Consider the following 18,573-nt stretch of genomic DNA (forward strand, 5'->3'; position numbering starts at 1 on the left):
GTCCCCGGCTGCGGCGAGGCCGGTGTGCTCGGCGGCGTGTGCGCCGCGGTCGGCTCGATGATGGTCACCGAGGCCGTGAAGCTCATCACCGGCGCCGGGCGCAGCCTGCTCGGCCGCGTCCTCGTCCTCGACGGCCTCGCCGGCACCTGGCGCACCCTCGACGTGCGCCCCGACCCCTCCCGGCCTCCCGTGACGGCGCTCGCGGACGGCGAGGCCGCGGTCGCCGTGGCGGGAACCGGCGCCGGCCTCCCCACCGTCTCGGCGCTCGAGCTGCAGCGCGAGCTGGCCTCGGCGGAACCACCCGTCGTCGTCGACGTCCGCGAGCCTGGCGAGCACGCGGCCTCCGCGCTGCCGGGTGCCGTGCCCGCGCCCCTGGCCACGGTCCTCGACGGGACGGCCGCGCTGCCCCGCGACCGCCCCCTCGTCCTGCACTGCGCCGCCGGGACGCGCTCCGCCCGGGCCCTGCGGGCGCTGCTGGCGGCCGGCTACACCGACGTCCGCCACCTCGACGGCGGGCTCGCCGCCTGGTTGCGCGCCGGGGGAGAGGTCGAGGGCGGCGCCGCGGTCAGCGCCTGACGCGGCGTGCGGCGAGTTCGAGCCGGACGACGTCGCGCCCGAACGACCCGCACAGGGCAGCGAGGGCGAGCCCGACGGCCACCTCGGCCACGGCGACCGGCGTGACCGGCAGCAGCGCGAGGACGAGCGCGACGGCCTGACCGCCCGCGACGACGCGTCGCGAACGGCTGCGGGGCAACGGCCGCCGCAGGGCGGGCCGGACGGCCGCGGCCGCCACGAACGCGTAGCGCAGGGCCCCGATCCCGAGCACCCACGGTCCGACCGTGGGGACCAGGGCGATCGACGCCACGGTGAGGAACACGGCGTCGGCCTCGACGTCGAAGCGGGCCCCGGCCGCCGAGGCGGTGCCCGTGCGCCGGGCCACCACCCCGTCGACGGCGTCGAGGGCGGCGGCCACGGAGGCCAGGACGGCGACCCACGTGATTCGGACCGGCGAGCCGGTCAGCAGGAGGGCCGCCACGGCCCCGGCCAGCACCGCGGTCAGCAGCAGTCGCAGGAGCGTGACCTGGTCGCCGGGGCCCAGCCGCACGTCCTCGAGGCAGAGGGACCCGCCCGTGGTCACCGGTCGCTGCGCGGGGCCGTCCATGAGGGCACTCCTGTGCTCGGCGCGGCGGCCGCCCGCGTCGCTGCGGGGTGGCGCCGGAAACGAGGATGTCCGGGGCGGGCCGCCCCCGACAGGATGAGGCCGTGACGACTCCGGCGCGACCCCGGCGACCCGACGACCTCCTCCTGCCCGACGACCTCGTCCTGCGCGACGGCGACGACCTGCTGCTGCGTCGTCATCGGCGCTCGGACCTCGCGGGGATCGTGGCGCAGTGCGTCGACCCCGCGACGGTCCGGTTCACCGTCGTGCCGACCCCGTACGGCCCCGACGAGGCCGAGGAGTTCCTGACCGCGTGCGAGCGGACCTGGGAGGAGGGGACGGCCGCCTCGTTCGCCGTCGTCGTCGACGGCGGGTTCGCGGGCACGGTGGACCTCCGCCTGGACGGCACCGGCTGGGCCGAGGTGGGCTTCGGCCTCGGGCCCTGGGCGCGGGGGAGGGGCACCGCGGCGCGCGCGGTGCGGACCGTCCTGCGGTGGGCCTTCGCCGACCTGGGGCTGGCCGGCGTGCACTGGCGCGCCGACGTCGAGAACTGGGGCTCGCGACGCACGGCCTGGCGGTGCGGGTTCCGCGTCGAGGGCCGCGTGCGCGGCCTGCTCGTCCAGCGGGGAACCCGTCGTGACGGCTGGATCGGGTCGGTGCTGCGCGGTGAGCCGCTGGCGCCGGCGGAACCGTGGGAGGGGCCCGAACGGTGAACTGTCTTCTTATACTATAGCCATCGGCAAGCCAGTCATCTCCGCCAGCAGGGGAGCAGGGCGTCCAACGAACGCAACCCCTGCCCCGAACCGGTCGCTCCTACCGGGGGAGGGCCATGGTGTCGACCCCGGGTCGGGTTCAGGCCAGGTCCAGGCTCACGGTTCGCAGGGTCCGGTGCGCGCGGCCGACATGTCGATGGTGGGCGGCCGGGTGCGGTTTCGACGGCCCCTGGTGTGGCCGGCGCGGGGCTGACGTGGCCTTCACATACTATAGCCTCACAGCAAACGAATGAAGATGAATGACAAGCACCGCCTCTACAGCAGGCGCGTCTTGTTCGTCGCGCGCTGCCGCACCTGCTCGAGGTGCTGCCGCATGAGGTCCCCGGCCCGGTCCGCGTCCCCGTCCGTCATGGCGTCGAGGACCTGCTGGTGCTCGCGGGCGCTGTGCTGCGGGTCCAGGCCGGCCGGGCCCGCGGCGACGCGGACCCGTTGCAGCTGACCGCCCAGCGCCGTGTAGGCCGCGGCCAGGTACACGTTGCCGCTGCGGCGGGCGATCAGCGTGTGGAACGTCTCGTCGGCCACCCACCACTCGCGCGCCGAGCGGCGGTCGGGCGCACCGCCGGAGGCGAGCACCAGCACGTCGATGCTGCGCTGCAGGTCGTGCAGGAGGTCCCCGGACGCGCGGCGGCACGCCCCCGCGGTCATGGGGGGTTCGAGGACCAGGCGCGCCTCGAGGAGCTGGCCGACCTCGTCGTCGGTCGGCAGGGGAGCGACGCGGTACCCCTTGAGCGCCTCGCGCCGCACGAGCCCCGTGTGCTCCAGCCGGGCGAGCGCCTCGCGCAGCGGCGTCTGGCTGACGTCCAGCTCGCGGGAGAGCGTCGCGATGTTCAGGTCGTCGCCGGGGGCGCGCGTGCCGTCGAGGAACTCCTCGAGCAGCACGCCGTACATCTTGTCCGCCAACGGCAGGCGGCCGGACCGCTCGCGGGTCACGCGTCTCCTCCTCGGACCCCGCACCCGGTGTGCGCGGTCGCCGTCACGCTACCGCGGCGACCGCGCACACCCGGGGAACTCACTCCGCCAGCGGCGAGGGACCGAGGTCCTCGAGCAGTTCCTGCATCTTCTTGTAGGCCTTGTTGCGGTACTCGATCAGCTCGGTGAGCTTCTCAGGCGCCAGCTCGAGGAACCCGGAACCGGTCTTCGTGCCGTACTTGCCGGCCGCCACGAGCTCGGTCAGGTTGCCCGGCGCGGACATCCGGTCGCCGAAGTGGCCCTCCAGCACCGCGAAGCCCTTGGCGTAGATGTCGAGGCCCGCCATGTCCGCGATGGCGAACGGGCCGAAGAACGGCAGGCGGAACCCGAAGGTGGTGGAGACGATCGTGTCCACGTCGGCGGGGGTGGCGACGCCCTCCTCGACGATGGTCATGGCCTCCTTGAGGAGCATGTACTGCAGGCGGTTGAGGACGAACCCCGGCACGTCCTTGACCTGGGCGCCGCGACGGCCCGCCCGCGTGAGGAGGTCGTCGATCAGCGGCAGCACCGCGGGGTTCGTCGCCTCACCCATGACCAGCTCGACACCGGGGATGAACGGGGCCGGGTTCGAGAAGTGCACGGTGAGGAACAGCGAGGGGTCGGTCAGCGCCTCGGCCAGCACCTTCACCGGGATGGTCGAGGTGTTCGTGCCGATGATGGTGCCGGGGGTCACGGCCGCCTCGACGCGGGTCAGCACGTCCTTCTTGACCTGCGGGTCCTCGAAGACGGCCTCCTCGACGAAGTCGACGTCGGCGACGGCCTCCTCGATGCTGTCGGCGGGGTGGAGGCGCTGCTCGAGCACCTCGGTGCTGCCCGGCGCGAACAGGCCCTGGCCCTCGAACAGCCGCGACTCCTTCAGGAGCCGCTCGTGGTTGCGGTGCGTCGACTCCGCGTCCGCGTCGGCGAGCCAGACGTCGTTGCCGGCCAGGGCGAGGGACTGGGCGATGCCGCCGCCCATGTACCCGGTGCCGACCTGGGCGACCTTGGTGATCTTGTCCGTGCGGGGAGTGGCCACGAGGTGTCTCCGGTTCCTTCGGTCGAGGAGCGTGCGGTGGCCTGACCGCGGGGTGGGTCAGGCGTCGTGCGGGGCGGGACCGGTGCCGCGCGTGGCGCCGATCTCGGAGATGACGGTGCGGAAGTTCGCCACGTCGTGGGCGAACCGGCCGAGGAAGAGGCCGTCGACGCCGTCGGCGACCTGGGCGAACAACCCGGGGCCGGCGCTGCCGCCGTAGAGGATGCGCGTCCTCCCGGTGCGGTGGGCGACCGCCTCTCGCAGGCGCGTGGTCACGCCGACGACGTGGTCGGGGGAGGCCGGCTCGGAGGCGCCGATGGCCCAGTTGGGTTCGTAGCCGAGGACGACCTCGGCCTCCGGCGGCACGTCCTCCAGCGCCGCCAGGACCTGCCCGATGGTGACCCGGGCCGCGTCCTCGACGTCGACCCGGGTGTTCTCGCCGAAGCAGATCAGCGGGACCAGGCCGTTGCGAGCCACGGCGGCGGCCTTGCGGGCCGTGACGATGTCGTCCTCCGCGAACATCCGCCGCCGCTCGGCGTGCCCCAGCTCGACGTAGCGGACGCCCGCCTCGGCCAGGGCCGCGGGGGAGACCTCGCCGGTCAGCGCGCCGAAGTCCTCCCAGGAGGCGTCCTGCGCCCCCACGGCGACGCCGGTGCCCCGCAGCAGCTCCACCCCGGTCGTGAGGGAGAGGAAGTCCGGGATGACGAAGGCGTCGACGCCGCACGCCTCGGCGTGCGCGCCCAGCGCGGCCACCTCGGTGAGGTAGCTGCGCGTGCGGGCCAGCCCGAAGTACATCTTCAGGCTCACGCCGACGAGGGGGCGCTGACGGGTGCTCATGGTCGTGCAGTGTCCTCGGTCGTCAGGGGCGGGGTCGCGGCGGGGTTCTCGCCGCCGCGGTCGGCGACGTCCTCAGGAGGACGCCGACGCGGCGGCGTCCGCGTCGTGGTTGGGGTCCTCGTAGCTGGAGATGGCCTCGACCTTCTCGGCCGAGGCGCTGGTCGGGTCGAACGCGTAGCCCAGGAACTCCCGCGCCAGCCGGCGCGCCAGCTCGAGGCCGATCACGCGCTGCCCCAGCGCGAGCACCTGCGCGTCGTTGGACAGCACGAGGCGCTCGACGGAGAAGCTGTCGTGGGCCACCGAGGCGCGGATGCCCTTGACCTTGTTCGCCGAGATCGCGACGCCCATCCCGGTGCCGCACACGAAGATCCCGCGGTCGGCCTCGCCGGCCGCGATCTTGCGGGCCCCGTCGACGGCCACGTGGGGGTAGGCCTTGCTCTCGTCGCCGTTGACGCCGACGTCGATGACCTCACCGACGCGGGGGTCCTTCAGCAGGTCGGCCTTGATGGCGTCCTTGTACTGGACGCCGGCGTCGTCGGCGGCCAGCACGACGCGCAGCGGGGTGTCGCTCACGGGTTCCTCCTGGGGTGGTGGTGGTCGGGGAGAGCTCAGCCGAGGGCGTCGGCGACGGTGCGGGCCACGAGCGCCAGCGACACGGCGCCGGCGTCGGGGTGGCCGAGCGAGCGTTCGGCCAGCGGCCGGGCGCGGCCGATCTGGGGCCGCAGCTCCTTGGTGGCGTCGGCGGCCGTGGTCGCCGCCTCCGCCGCGGCGCGCCACGCCGTGGCGAGGTCGTCGGCGGCCTCGACGCGGGCGGCGAGCGTCTCGGCGAACGGCACCTGGGCGTCGAGCATGGTCTTGTTGCCCACGCGCGCCCCGGCGAGCCGCATGACGGCCTCCACGGAGGCGGTGGCCCCCGCGGCCACCGCCCGGGCGTCGGGGGTGCCCTCGTCCCCCAGCGCCTCGGCGAAGGCCCGCAGGAGCACGCCCCAGATCACTCCGGAGGTGCCGCCCGCGCGGTCGGCCCACGCGTCACCCGCGGCGGCGAGCGTGGACGCGGCGCCCGCACCGGCGTCGGAGGCCGTGCGGGCCGCCTCGGCGGCGGCAGTGGAGCCGCGGGCCATGCCGACGCCGTGGTCGCCGTCGCCGGCGACGGCGTCGATGCGGCCGAGCTCCTCCTCCGCTCCGTGCAGCGCGTCGCGCACGACCTCGACGAGCCCCGCGATGCGGGCCCCGGCGGCCGCGGCGTCGGCGGGCGTCCCGTCGTAGCTGACCGAGGCCTCGTCGGGCACGACGTACGGCTCGGCCGGGGTCGTCTCGATGGTGGCGCCTGTGGAGAAGGCGGGGGTCTGCGCCGGGGCGGTCCAGAGCGTCTCGAGCTCCTCGTCCAGCCAGGTCACGGTGAGCGAGGCCCCCGCCATGTCCAGCGACGTGACCAGCTCGCCGACCTGCGGGGCGACGATCTCGTAGCCCGCGGCGCGCAGCTTCGCGGCGATGGGTGCGTAGAGGAGGAACAGCTCCTCGTACTTCGTGGAGCCGAGGCCGTTGACCAGCACGGTGATGCGCCCGGAGTCGGGGGCCTCGTCGGGCCTGCCCCCGAGCACCCGGTCGACGAGCAGGTCCGCGATCTCCTGCGGGGTGCCGATGGGCTCCTCGGAGATGCCGGGCTCACCGTGGATGCCGAGGCCGACGCCCATGTGGCCCTTGGTGACGGTGAACAGCGGTTCGGTCTCGCCCGGCAGCGTGCAGCCCTCGAAGGCGATGCCCATGGACCGGGTGACGTCGTTGCAGAAGCGGGACACGCGTACGACGTCGTCGAAGGAGTACCCGGCCTCGGCCGCGGCGCCGGCGATCTTGAACGCCACGACGTCGCCCGCGATGCCGCGGCGCTGGTTGTTCGCGCCCTGTCCTTCGCTCGCGACGTCGTCGGTGACCACGAGGAGCTCGGCGGGGATGCCCTCGGCGCGCAGCCGCTCGGCGGCCAGGCCGAAGTTGAGGATGTCGCCCGCGTAGTTGCCGAAGCCGAGCAGGACGCCGCCGCCGTGGTCGGCGGCCTTGGCGACGTCGTAGGCCCAGCGCGTCGACGGCGAGGCGAAGACGTCGCCGCACACCGCACCGTCGGCCAGGCCCGGGCCGACGTAGCCGGCGAAGGCCGGGTAGTGGCCGGACCCGCCGCCGACGACCACGGCCACCTTGCCCTGCGGGCTGGCGGTCGAGCGGACGACGCCGTGCGGGACGGGCTGGACGTAGGACGAGTACAGGTCCACGAACCCCGCGAGCGCGTCCGGGACGAACGACGACGGGTCCCCGAAGATCCGGGTCATGGAGTGATCTCCCTCGATCGGTGGCGGTGGCGGTGGGTGCTGGGGTGTGGTGCGGTCAGCCGGCGAGCGGCGTGCTGCGGGGCAGGACCCGCCGGATGTACTCGCGGTTGGTGGCGCCGACGCTGATGCTGTCGCCGCCGTAGTGCTCGACGCAGAAGGCGCCCCGGAAGCCGGAGTCGATCGCCAGCTGGATGGCCTTGCGGTAGTTGATCGTGCCGAACTCCAGCGGCGCCGGGTGCGTGCGCACGGAGCCGGTGTTCGGCTCCTCGTCCCGGTAGTAGTTCTTCAGGTGCCAGTAGTTGGTGTGCGGCAGCATCTTCTCGGCGATCTCGAGCCACGGCTCGACCTCGCGGTGCAGCCGCAGGATGTTCCCGAAGTCGGGGTTCAGCCCGACGTTGTCCATGCCGACCTCGTGGATGAACCGCACGGCGGAGTCCGCCGTGCCGAGGTAGGTGTCCTCGTACATCTCCAGCGCGATCTGCACGCCGACGCCCTGGGCGTGCTCCGCGAGCTCCTTGATGCGCGCGACGGCGAGCGCCCGGGCCTCGGGGGAGGGGTCGTCGGCGGGGCCAGGCTCGAGCCAGAACCAGAGGGCCTTCGCCTGGTCGGGGGTCAGGCCGCGCATGAAGCCGAAGTTGACCAGCGGGATCCCGATGGCCGCGCACGCGTCGATGGCCCGGTGGGAGTAGGCGAGGTGCTCCTCGGCGTGCTCGGGGTCCATCACGCTGCGGCGCGAGGTGGAGAAGGCGGGGATGCTGAGGCCGGCGCCGCGCACCGTCCGGGCGAACTCCTGCAGCCGCTCGGGGGAGAGGTCCGCGATGCGGATCCAGGTGTCGGTCGGGTCGATGCTCGTGTAGCCCGCGTCGACCATGACGTCGAGGGTCGCGGCCCAGCCCTCGGCGGACTGCTCCTGCACCGTCGTGCCGTCCGGCAGGACGTGCGGGTGCGGCATCATCGGGACGGTGATCGGCCAGTTCTCCCGGGTCAGGACGTCCGGGTAGCCGTCGAAGACCGTGGTGGCGGGCGCGGTGGCGTCGTCGCTCGTGCTCAAGATCGCTCCATCGGTGGTTCCTGCGGGCGGTCAGATTCTATAGAAAATCAGGTTCTGCTCGGTGATGAGGGTGCAGCACCCCCGGCGGCGGTGTCAACGCCGACACCCGGCGGGTGGGCCGGACGGCGCGGGGCCCAGCCTGCCCGCGTCAGCCCGGCGCCGCCCGTCGCAGCACCCGCTCGAGGTGACGCCGCATGGCGTCGGCGGCTCCCGCCGGGTCCCGCTGCTCGAAGGCCCGGACGATGGCCTCGTGCTCGGCGACGCTGTCGGCGGCGTCCGGGACGCGCTCCTCCACCTGGTGCAGGCGCTGCACGAACCCGCGGAAGGAGTCCAGCGTCCGCACGATGAAGGGGTTGCCGGTGCCCTCCGCGACGAGCTCGTGGAAGGACCAGTCGGCGCGCAGGTACTCCTTGAAGCCGGCGTAGCCGGGACCGGTCGGGGCGGTCCGCTGCGCCTCGACGGCACCCCACAGGCGCCGGACGAACGCGTCGTCGGAGCGGCGGCAGGCGCGTTCGGCGTTGCCCGGCTCGACGAGCAGGCGCACGTCGACGAGCTGGCCGAGCTCCTCCGGGGTGAGCAGCGGCGCCGCCCGGTAGCCGCGGCGCGCCGAGCGCACGACCAGGCCCGTCGCCTCCAGCCGGGCGAGCGCCTCGCGCACGGGGGTCGCGGAGACGCCGAGGCGGTCCGCGACGGCCTGCGTGCGCAGGGCGGAACCCGGCTCCACGCCGCGGCTCATGAGCAGCTCCAGCAGCGCCTCGTGGACGCTGTCGGAGAGCCCGCGGTGCTCACCCGGCGCGGCGGGCGGGCCCGCGCCGTCGCGCTCGGAGGCTCCCGGCACGCGACCCTGCGCGGTGGCCGCGTCGACGCGAACGGTGTCCATGGGGTCGGGACGCTACCGCCACCCGTGCCGCAGGTGCCCCGCATCGCGGAGCTACTAGCGTGGCGGTTGTGAGCGAGACCACCGGGACAGCTGCTGGCGCGACGGCCGAGCGCGAGGTCGTGGACATCTGCCGCGACCTGCTGCGCATCGACACGTCGAACTACGGGGACGGGTCGGGCCCCGGGGAGCGGGTGGCGGCCGAGCACGTCATGGGCCTGCTGACCGAGGTCGGCCTGGCGCCCGAGTACCTCGAGGGGCACGAGCGCCGCGGCAACGTCGTGGTGCGCGTGCCGGGCGAGGAGCGGGGGACGGCGGAGCGCGGGGCGCTGCTGCTGCACGGCCACCTCGACGTCGTCCCGGCCCGCGCCGAGGACTGGAAGGTCGACCCGTTCTCCGGCGAGATCGCCGACGGGTGCCTCTGGGGTCGCGGCGCGGTGGACATGAAGGACATGGACGCGATGCTGCTCGCGGTCGTGCGCGACCTGGCGCGCACGGGCACGCGCCCGCCCCGCGACCTCGTCTTCGCGTTCGTGGCCGACGAGGAGGCGGGCGGGGTCCAGGGGGCGCGCTGGCTGGTCGACGAGCGCCCGGACCTCTTCGAGGGCGTGACCGAGGCGGTCAGCGAGGTCGGGGGGTTCTCCGTCGACATCGACGGCCAGCGCGCCTACCTGCTGCAGACCGCCGAGAAGGGCATCGCCTGGCTGCGGCTGGTGGCGCACGGGCGCGCCGGTCACGGCTCCCAGGTGGGCACCGACAACGCCGTGACCCGGTTGTGCGCCGCGGTGGCCCGCATCGGCGCCTACGGGTGGCCGCTGGAGTACACCGCGACCGTGCGGCAGTTCCTCCAGGGCGTCTCGGAGATCACCGGGGTCACCTTCGACGAGACCGATCCCTCGCTGCTGCTCGCCAAGCTCGGCACGACGGCGCGCTGGGTGGGGGCCACGCTGCAGAACACCTCGAACCCCACGGCGCTGGACGCGGGCTACAAGCACAACGTGATCCCCGGGACGGCGACGGCGCTCATCGACACCCGGTTCCTGCCGGGGCGGCAGGAGGAGCTGCTGTCGACGATCCGCGAGCTCGCGGGGGAGCGCGTCGACGTCGAGGAGGTGCACGTCGACCGCGCCCTGGAGACGGAGTTCGCCGCGCCGCTGGTCGACCGGATGCGCGCCGTCCTCGCCGAGGAGGACCCGAACGCGGTCGTGCTGCCCTACTGCCTCGCCGGCGGCACCGACAACAAGTCCTTCGCGCGCCTCGGCATCCGCGGGTACGGGTTCGCTCCGCTGCGGTTGCCGGCGGGCCTGGACTTCGCGGGCATGTTCCACGGCATCGACGAGCGGGTCCCGGTCGACGCCCTCGAGTTCGGCGTCCGAGTGCTGCGGCGGTTCGTCGCGACCTGCTGACGCAGGCGCGGCCCGTCAGGCGGTGACGCTCCGGACCCGCTGTGGCCGAGCGGAATCCGAGAGCAGGGCGGTGTGTGCCCGTGTCCTCGCCGCTCCAGGCAGACCACGCGCCGGTCGGTCGCCCACTGCGGTGCCGTGGCCGAGAACGTCTCGGCGGTGCCGAACCCGCCGTGGACCAGGACGAGGGGAGTTCCGCCGCGGCCCCGGGACTCCCCGTCCACGGATGCCGCCGGCGTCCACGCCGCCGTGCTCGTCGGGTGTGCGTCCAGCGGTGGTCGTACCCGGCTGACCGCGGTGCCGGCGCGGACTCGTCGCCGGCACCGCGGTCGGGCGCGAGCCTCAGGCGTCGGGGCCGTCCTGCACCTCGACGTCGTTGCCGTTGCCGCCCAGCAGGGCGTCGGTCCCGGCCCCGCCGGTCAGGCGGTCGTCGCCGTTGCCGCCGTCGAGCCGGTCGTCGCCCGCGCCGCCGTAGACGGTGTCCCGGCCGTTGCCGGCCACCACGACGTCCCTGCCGCCGCCCGCGCAGACCAGGTCGTCCCCGTTGCCGGTCTCGATGCGGTCGTCGCCCCCGAGGGCGACGACGACGTCGCGGCCGTTGCCGCCGCGCAGCACGTCCGCCCCCTCGGTCCCGACGAGGGTCGGCACCTCGCCCTGGCAGGTCAGCGGCGCGGCCTCGAGGTCGAGACCGACCAGCAGCGGGTCGTGGTCGCTGGCGCGGTAGGGGTCCGGGGCGTACAGCGCGTCGTCCCCGGAGTACTGGAACGCGCCGGACTCGACGGAGTTGATGTTCCAGTGGGTCGCGTCGGTGACCTTCGCGGTCAGCGACGCGGTGGTCAGGGCGTGGTCGAGGGAACCCGAGAGGGCGTCGAAGACGTAGCTGTAGCGGCCGGCGTCGAAGCGGGTCCCCAGGTCGGTGAGCCCGGCGTCCTGCAGCGCGACGATCGGGTCCTCCGCGGTGTAGGCGTTGTAGTCGCCGAGCGAGATGACGTCCGGGTCACCGCTGGAGGCGGTGAGCTCGCGCAGGAACCCGGCGAGCGAGGTGGCCTGGCGCACCCGGTCGCCGTTGAAGGCGCCCTGACCGGTGTCCGCGTTGTCGCCCGTGGCCGTCGTGCCCGACCCCTTGGACTTGAAGTGGTTGGCGACCACCGTGAAGGTGTCACCGGCCGCCGTGAAGGTCTGCGCCAGCGGTTCGCGGGCGTTGCCGAAGGCCGCCTCGTCGACGTGCCCGACGCTCGCGCCGACGGGCTGCACCGCGGAGGGGCGGTAGATGATCGCGTTGCGGATGACGTCGCGATCGGTGCCGAGCAGTTCCGCTGGGAACGGGGAGTACGCCCAGGGCCGGGTGCCGGGCACGGCGTTCAGCCGGCGCACCAGGTCGGCCACGGCCTGGTCGGGCGAACCGTCGCCGTAGCCGGTGCTCGCGGTGTCTTCGATCTCCATGAGGGTAAGGACGTCGGCGTCCGTGGCGGAGATGGCGCTGACGATCTTGGCGGCCTGCTGCTCGAACTCCGCGTCGGTGGTCGCGCCGCGGGCGGCGGTGCCCGTGCGGGTGAGGAAGTAGTTCAGGACGTTGAAGGCCCCGACCCGCACGTCCCCGCCGACCGCGGCGGGCGCCGCAGGGCGCGTGTCCTGCGGGGCGAACGTGCCGTCGGCGGTCCCGTCGGCCGGCTGCAGCCGCCAGCGGTCGAAGCCGAACCCGAGGACGACGGGGGCGGTGAACGTCAGCTCGTCCCCCACGCGCACGGGCGCACCCGGAGCGAGGTAGGGACGGTCGGTGACGCTGCGGCGCGCCCCGGACGCGTCGTCCAGGACGATGCGGCGCCGGGTGTTCTCGGCGGCCACGGCCTGCGCGCCCGGGCCGGGGCGGGCGGCTTCGGTGGGCTGCACCAGCACGCCGCCCGAGGACAGGGTGAGCTCCCCGAAGGACGTGAGGGCGAAGACCTCGCTCACGCTGAGGGTCGCGCCGGGGCGCACCAGCATCCCCTCGACGCGCTCCCGCTCGGCGTCGCCCGAGGGCAGGGGCAGGGTCGCAGGGGCGGGCAGGTCCGCGGCGCCGCCGTCCGTGCACACCTCGACACCGCTCGCCCGGACCTGGGTCTGCGCGAAGCCCTCCTCGGCGGTACCCCGGACGGCGACGGTGTCGCCCAGGTCGACGGGCGCGGCGGAGACGACGAACACGCCGTCGGACGTCGCGGTGGAGCCGTCCCCGCCGTCCTGCAGGTAGAAGCCGCCCAGCGCGGCCGTGTCGCCCACGACCGTTCCCCGCACGACGACCTCGGTACCGGCCAGCGGCGTCGCCGGGCCGTCGCCCTGGACCGCTCCGACCGCGATCGCGGCGGCGGTGCAGACGGCGGCGGGCGGCGGAGCCGTCGGGGCCGCGGCGTTGACCCGGCCCGGCGTCGCCGCGGCGGGCCCCGCCCACACCAGGTCACCGGCGGCCGTGACCGTGCGGGACAGCGACTGCCCCGCCTCCTCGGTGCCCGCCTCCGCTACACCGATGTCCGTGCTGGTGCCGACAGCGGCGTCGGTCGCCGTCACGGTGCCCTCGTAGGACAGGAACTCCACGACGGCGCCGGCCGGGTCCAACAGAGCCACCCCGTCGGGCGAGCCGTTCTGGATGCCGTTGGCGGGGTAGGTGACGACGGTGACGGCGGGGGCGTCGGCGGGCGCCTGCACCACCGGCAGCGGAGAGGTGGTGTACGCCGCGCCGTTGCCGCCGTTGTACAGGGCGATCGACCACCCGGCGCTCGACGTGCCCGCCGGCAGCTGGACCTCCACGAACTCGCCGGTGTCCGTCCCGGCGTTGTCGTAGTGCAGTTCGCTGACGAACGGCCGCGCGGGGACGGGCGCGGCCCCGGCGGCCGGCGCCGCCGTGACGGCGGCGGCCAGGGCGGCCACGGTCGTCGTGGCGAGCAGCACGGTGCGGGCGGGACGGGAGGAGCGGGGTGCCACGGTGGTGCCTTCCGGTCGGGTGACGCGCAGGCTAACCACACCGGGTGAACGGGATGCCACCGCGGAGTGACGGGGGGACGTGGGCGAGCGGTGCCGGCCGACGGGCGGCGCGGGGGCTGGCCAGGCGTCTCAGCGACGCGACGCCAACTGTCGCAGCGCCGCGTAGGACGCGCTGCCCGCCGCGGCCGAGCGCAGCTCCTGGGCGCCTGCGTCCACGTACTGCTGCGAGGTGGTGAGGCTCTGGTGGCCGAGCAGGCGCATCACCTCGACGGCGCTGGCGCCGCTCGCCACGACCCGGGTGGCGAAGGTGTGCCGCAGCGCGTGGACGAGCGAGCCGCGGTGCACCCGGTCGTGGATGCCCGCGGAGCGGTAGCAGCTGCGCACGAGGTACTGCAGCTGGTTGCGCGTCAGGGGCCGCCCGGCCGCGTCCACGAAGAGCGGCGCGTCCAGCCGCGCAGGGCGCCCGCCCAGCAGACGCACCGACCGGCTCGTCAGGTACGCGCGCAGGAGTTCCGCGAGCGCGGGCTCGACGGGGACGCTGCGTTCGGCGTTGCCCTTGCCGCGCACGTGCAACCGCTCGTCGCCCGGACCGCCGACGAGGTCGCCGACCCGCAGGCCGGTGAGTTCCGCGCTGCGGATGCCGCTGACGAGGAGCGTGGCGATGAGGGCGAGGTCGCGTTCGGGCCACGGCCGGCGCGCCTGCCGCGCGCCCGCGGCGACCGAGGCCAGGAGCAGTTCGGGGGTGTCCTCACCGCGCAGCGGCTTCGGCGCCTGACGTGCCGGCCTGGGTCGGGCGACGCCGGCCATCGGGTTGCCCGGCAACGCCTCCTCGGCCACGAGGAAGTCGCACCAGCCGTTCCACGTCGACCAGCAGCGGGCGATGGAACTCCGGGCGTGGGTCCCGGCGAAGTCGGCGAAGGCGGCGCGCAGCGCCGGCACGGTGAGGTCGGCCACCACGAGGTCGTCGACGGGGGAGCCGGTGGCCACGGCGAGGCGGGGGAGCATCCCGCCGACGTCACGACGCCGGGCGGCGACAGTGTGCGGCGAGTCCTTGCGGGGGAGTCGTGCCACCTCGTAGGCCGCGTGCGCCGTCGGCAGCGCGGTCGTCTCGTCCAGCTGCGGGGAAACCCCGGAGAACGGGGGAGTCATGGGGGAGAGGTTACCACCCGGACACGGACGGTGTCCAGCAGAAGTGTTGCACTGCAACGGTATCGGGGGAGTGATGCATCGGCGTCAGCATATTCGCCGTTATGCGTCCTTGGGGCGGGGGTGTCGATGCCGGGCGACCGACAACGCGTCGAGGACGGCCGTGGTGTCACCGCGGTGGCGAGGGGTGGCCCAGTCGTGCTCGAGGCACCACAGCAGCTGGTGGACGAGGTCTCGGTCGCTGGCTCGCGGGGGGAGCGCCGCGTCGTGGTGGCGATCAGGGACCGGGTCGGTCATGTCGTCCCAGAACTGCAGGCGGGCGGTGTCCGCGTCGGCCGGGCCGGCCCACGCCTTGTCCCAGTCGATGATCCCGCTCAGCGTCCACCCGCCCGACGCCGGCCGGAACAGGACGTTGCCGTGGTGCAGGTCGTCGTGGCAGACCGTGGGCCGGCCGGGAACGGCGAAGAGCCCGGCGCGCTCGTCGAGCACCTCCAGGAACAGCTCCCGTCGGGCGGTGTCGAGGATCCGCAGGTCGGCGCGGCGCCGCAGGGCACCCAGCAGGTCGGGAGCGGCCGCGACCTCCCCGGTGGCCGTGAACTCGCCGAACCCGTCGACCTCGACGCTGTGCACCGCCCGGACGGCTGCGGCGATCTCCCGGCGGGCGGCCGCGGCGGCCGCGGCGTCCAGCTGCCGCACCACGTCGCGCCACGCCCGCCCAGGGACCTCGAGCTGCAGGAGGTACTGCCAGGGGCCGGCGTCCCCGGCCGCCACGACGGCCGCCACGGGTGCGCCCGCGGCCCGGACCATCGAGGCGACGGCGGCCGTCCGCCGGAGGTCGACGGCGGGGCGTGCCGTCACCGGGGCCAGCTTGGCCACGACGTCGGGGGCGTCGGCCAGGCGCAGCACCAGGACCGCGCCGGCGGGGCCGGACGTCAGCACGTCGACGCGGCCGATGGTGGTGTCACTGCCCAGGGCGTCGCGCGCCAGGCCGCGCACGAGGGCCTCGCGATCGGGTGCGGTCGTGTCGTCAGCGCGGGTCACGGGGTGACGCAAGCACGGAAGCACGGGCGACGTCGAAGCGACTCGGCGAGAGTGGTCTCAGCACGCCCTCCCGGCAACGCCGATAATGCTCATTATGTCAAAGCGGCGTGCGGACCCGGCTCCGCTCCCTGCCCCGGCCCCATGTCCCGTCCCAGTGCACATGTCCCAATCCCAGTCATCTTGTCCCAAATCCCAGTCTTGTTGTCCCAACGTCCCAGCTACTTGTCCCACGGCCGGCCCAAGAGGACGCTGGTTGAGTGGACGTCGACACGACGTGCTCGGCCCGGCTGTGCTTCATCGCTGACGACGGCACTGCCCGCATCGCCACGCCGCTTGACGCTGGCGACATCGCCTTCGAGGTCGTCGCCCCGGTGCGGGCGTTCCCGACCTGGCCGCACAAGCGCAGCTATGACGGTTGGTGGTGGGCGGCCACCACCGGCCGGTCCATCGGGTACGAGTCCTGGCTCGAGCGCGACCACCTGATGCTCTTCGATCACGACCCCGACGTCACGGGCATCGCCTCCCAACCCTTCTGGATCATGTTCGAAGATGCCGCAGGAGCCGTCCGCGGTGACGAAGGACGAGTTAGCCGCGGACCCTCACACGCACCCGACTTCTTCCTACGCCTTCGTGACGGTTCGGGTGTCGTGGTCGACGTGCGCCCGCTCGCCCGTCTCGACGCCGCCACGGAGCAGGTGTTCGACCGGACTAAGCGGCTATGCCAGCAGCTCGGCTGGCAGTACCGCGTCTGCACGGATCTCGACGTCGTACATGCACGCAACGTGAGGTGGTTGGCCGGTTACCGCCACCCCCGCTTCGGCACCGACCCCGCCATGGTCGCCGCTTTGTCGGACACCTTCCGGTCCCCACTCCCCTTGGCCGACGGCCTGCGTGCCTGCGGTGACGGCTTGCAGTGGCCGGCAGTGCTGTACCACTTGCTGTGGCGGCAGGTGCTGACCTACGAGCAGTACCTTCCGCTGAGCGACACCAGCTTGATCACCACCGCCTTGAACTCACCGCAGCGGGCGAGGTGAGCCGTGGAACACCTGGGTATCGGCGATCAGCTACTGCTGGACGGCGCACCTCACACGGTCGTCGGCGTGGACGGTGCGATCTTGACGCTGCGCTTGATCACCGGCGCCGAGCAACGCCACAGCACCGTCGACCTCTTCGCCTACCACGACGTGGAAATCTTCCACGCGAAGGCTCTTAGCGTCTCCCCTGTCGCCGACATCACCTGGCTCCAGGCCGTTCCAGCACGGGCTCTGCAGCAAGCCCGCTTCTGGGAGCAGCAGGTCCTGGACGTACTGACCCCCGGCGTTGATCACCGCTCGCCCTGGGCGGGCGGAACGCTTCTGTCACCCTCCCTGCGGTCACGCAGCATCACCAAAGCACAGCTCCTGTCGGCCAACGGACACCCCGTCAGCGACCGCCACCTGCGCCGGCTTTGCCAGCGCTACCAGCAGCACGGCCTGTGGGGTCTCGTCGACCACCGCGCAGCACGTCGATCACTACCGACCGGGCGCATCGATCCACGCGTCGTCGCTGTGACCGCAGAGCTGATGGAGACCGAAACCCCCCGATCGACCGGGACCCGCAGCCGCCTGCTGCTGCGCGTCGAGCAGCGCCTGCGCCTCGAGCACGGCGAGGACATCGCCGAGCAAATCTTGCCTTCGCGCACGAGCTTCTACCGGCTCATCGCCGCCTTGGACGCCGGCCGCTACACCTTCGGCGACGCGACCACCCGCCGCTCCGCGGCCAACCGCCCCGAGCGTCCTTTTACCCCGACCGTCGCGACCCGTCCCGGGGAGCAGGTGCAGATCGACGCGACCCTGCTGGATGTGATGGTCGAGTACTCCGACGGCGTCCACGGCCGCGCCGAGGTGACCTTGGCCATCGACGTCGCCACCCGCAGCATCTGCGCCGCGCTGCTCAGTCCCCGCGCCAGCAAGAGCGTGGACACGGCCATGCTGCTGGCCCGCATGATCGTGCCCGAGCCGATGCGCCCGGGGTGGGCCGCCGCCCTGCGGTTGGACGCCTCCGTCCTGCCCTACCGCCAACTCATCGACGCCGACGACCGCCTGCGTCACGCCGCCGCCCGGCCGGTCATCGTTCCCGAGACCATCGTCGTCGATCACGGCAAGGTGTTCCTCTCGCGTCGCTTCCAGGACGCTTGCGCCAGCCTCGGCGTCAGCCTGCAACCGGCTGCGCCTCGCACGCCCACCGACAAGGGCGTCGTCGAGCGCACCTTCTCCTCTCTGAACACCTTGTTCGTGCAGTACCTCGCCGCCTACACCGGACGGTCGGTGACCCGCCGCGGCAGCGACGTCGAAGCGGCCATCGCCTCGGGAGCCACCTACACCCTGCACGAGCTGCAGGACCTGCTCGATCAGTTCATCGTCACCATCTGGCAGAACCGCCCACACAACGGCCTGCGCGACCCCCACCGCCCCGAGGTGGTTCTCTCCCCCAACGAGATGTACGCCGCGATGATCACCCACGCCGGCTACGTGCCGGTGCCGTTCGGGGAGAGGGAGTACCTGGCGCTGCTCCCCACGACCTGGCGCCGGATCAGCGCCTACGGCCTCACCCTGCACCAGCGCGTCTACGACAGCCCCGACCTGGGGCCACTGCGGCACACCCACTCCGGGATCAGCGCCCAGGACGGTAAGTGGCAGGTGGCCTACGACCCCTACGACGTGCGCCGCGCCTGGCTGCACGATCCGCGTGAGGACCGGTGGATCACCCTGACGTGGACACTGGCCGACACCGTCGAGGGCCCCTTCAGTCAGGACATCTGGCGCCGAGCCCGGCAGATCGCCGCGGAGCGCCACCAGCGCGACGCCACCTCCATCGCCGCGGCCGCCCGGGAGCTGATGGACGACCTGGCCGCGGGGCCGCCAGCCCGCGACGCGCCGACGATCCAGCGGGTGGATCAGTCCTTAGGGCAGCAGCGTCGAGCACAACGCCGCAAGGATCGACGGCTGGCCGCTCGCAGCGCCGCCGCTTCTGCCCGCCCACCACTCCCC

Annotated in this window: 16 protein-coding genes; 5 read left to right on the forward strand and 11 right to left on the reverse strand. The window is 73.7% G+C overall.

Translation table 11 applies throughout. The features are described from left to right. Nucleotides 1-576, forward strand: a 576-nt coding sequence (locus GTR02_RS09185) for a rhodanese-like domain-containing protein (RefSeq protein ID WP_276610760.1), incomplete at its 5' end; no start/stop codon positions are given. Here the strand turns inward: GTR02_RS09185 and GTR02_RS09190 are convergent. Continuing rightward, entirely contained in the window at nt 566-1,162 is a 597-nt protein-coding gene (locus GTR02_RS09190; RefSeq protein ID WP_166607188.1) for a CDP-alcohol phosphatidyltransferase family protein, read from the reverse strand. The two genes, GTR02_RS09185 and GTR02_RS09190, sit on opposite strands and share 11 nt — an antisense overlap. A gap of 101 nt (nt 1,163-1,263) precedes the next feature. On the opposite strand from GTR02_RS09190, the gene GTR02_RS09195 reads away from it, so the two are divergent. Beyond that, nucleotides 1,264-1,872: a GNAT family N-acetyltransferase gene (locus tag GTR02_RS09195; RefSeq protein ID WP_166607189.1), complete on the forward strand. Its 609-nt coding sequence runs from the start codon at nt 1,264-1,266 to the stop codon at nt 1,870-1,872. Nucleotides 1,873-2,187: 315 nt separating this feature from the next. Here GTR02_RS09195 and GTR02_RS09200 read toward each other — a convergent pair whose 3' ends face one another. The 7 genes from GTR02_RS09200 to GTR02_RS09230 form a co-directional block, all read right to left on the reverse strand. Then, nucleotides 2,188-2,862, reverse strand: a complete 675-nt coding sequence (locus tag GTR02_RS09200; protein WP_205708921.1) for an FCD domain-containing protein — start codon at nt 2,860-2,862, stop codon at nt 2,188-2,190. A gap of 79 nt (nt 2,863-2,941) precedes the next feature. Beyond that, nucleotides 2,942-3,916, reverse strand: coding sequence for a 3-hydroxyacyl-CoA dehydrogenase family protein (locus GTR02_RS09205; protein WP_338073697.1), 975 nt, complete (start codon nt 3,914-3,916; stop codon nt 2,942-2,944). A gap of 57 nt (nt 3,917-3,973) precedes the next feature. After that, nucleotides 3,974-4,750, reverse strand: coding sequence for a triose-phosphate isomerase family protein (locus tag GTR02_RS09210; RefSeq protein WP_166607190.1), 777 nt, complete (start codon nt 4,748-4,750; stop codon nt 3,974-3,976). A gap of 72 nt (nt 4,751-4,822) precedes the next feature. Continuing rightward, nucleotides 4,823-5,323 (reverse strand): ribose-5-phosphate isomerase, encoded by a 501-nt coding sequence (locus GTR02_RS09215; protein ID WP_166607191.1) that lies wholly within the window; start codon nt 5,321-5,323, stop codon nt 4,823-4,825. A gap of 35 nt (nt 5,324-5,358) precedes the next feature. Next, on the reverse strand, nt 5,359-7,071 hold the full coding sequence (locus GTR02_RS09220) for a dihydroxyacetone kinase family protein (protein ID WP_166607192.1): 1,713 nt from the start codon (nt 7,069-7,071) through the stop codon (nt 5,359-5,361). A gap of 55 nt (nt 7,072-7,126) precedes the next feature. Beyond that, nucleotides 7,127-8,026 (reverse strand): sugar phosphate isomerase/epimerase family protein, encoded by a 900-nt coding sequence (locus tag GTR02_RS09225; RefSeq protein WP_166607202.1) that lies wholly within the window; start codon nt 8,024-8,026, stop codon nt 7,127-7,129. Between the two features lie 244 nt (nt 8,027-8,270). Continuing rightward, entirely contained in the window at nt 8,271-9,002 is a 732-nt protein-coding gene (locus tag GTR02_RS09230) for a GntR family transcriptional regulator (protein ID WP_166607193.1), read from the reverse strand. A 68-nt stretch (nt 9,003-9,070) separates the two neighbouring features. Between GTR02_RS09230 and GTR02_RS09235 the strand changes: the two genes are divergently transcribed. Then, nucleotides 9,071-10,405 (forward strand): M20/M25/M40 family metallo-hydrolase, encoded by a 1,335-nt coding sequence (locus tag GTR02_RS09235; protein ID WP_338073698.1) that lies wholly within the window; start codon nt 9,071-9,073, stop codon nt 10,403-10,405. Nucleotides 10,406-10,744: 339 nt separating this feature from the next. Here the strand turns inward: GTR02_RS09235 and GTR02_RS09240 are convergent, their stop codons facing one another. The 3 genes from GTR02_RS09240 to GTR02_RS09250 form a co-directional block, all read right to left on the reverse strand. Beyond that, entirely contained in the window at nt 10,745-13,357 is a 2,613-nt protein-coding gene (locus tag GTR02_RS09240; RefSeq protein WP_166607195.1) for an ExeM/NucH family extracellular endonuclease, read from the reverse strand. A 129-nt stretch (nt 13,358-13,486) separates the two neighbouring features. Continuing rightward, nucleotides 13,487-14,506 (reverse strand): tyrosine-type recombinase/integrase, encoded by a 1,020-nt coding sequence (locus tag GTR02_RS09245; protein ID WP_166607196.1) that lies wholly within the window; start codon nt 14,504-14,506, stop codon nt 13,487-13,489. 99 nt (nt 14,507-14,605) lie between these two features. After that, nucleotides 14,606-15,544, reverse strand: coding sequence for a phosphotransferase (locus tag GTR02_RS09250; RefSeq protein ID WP_166607197.1), 939 nt, complete (start codon nt 15,542-15,544; stop codon nt 14,606-14,608). Nucleotides 15,545-15,801: 257 nt separating this feature from the next. Here GTR02_RS09250 and GTR02_RS09255 point away from each other — a divergent pair, with 257 nt between their 5' ends. Both GTR02_RS09255 and GTR02_RS09260 read left to right on the forward strand, forming a co-directional pair. Continuing rightward, nucleotides 15,802-16,578 carry a TnsA-like heteromeric transposase endonuclease subunit gene (locus GTR02_RS09255; RefSeq protein WP_166607198.1) on the forward strand — a complete coding sequence of 259 codons (777 nt, stop codon included), beginning with the start codon at nt 15,802-15,804 and terminating at the stop codon, nt 16,576-16,578. A gap of 3 nt (nt 16,579-16,581) precedes the next feature. After that, nucleotides 16,582-18,573: Mu transposase C-terminal domain-containing protein (locus GTR02_RS09260; RefSeq protein ID WP_166607199.1), on the forward strand; the 1,992-nt coding region annotated here is incomplete at its 3' end.

This window comes from Kineococcus siccus (genome assembly GCF_009906795.1).
GTDB lineage: Bacteria > Actinomycetota > Actinomycetes > Actinomycetales > Kineococcaceae > Kineococcus > Kineococcus siccus.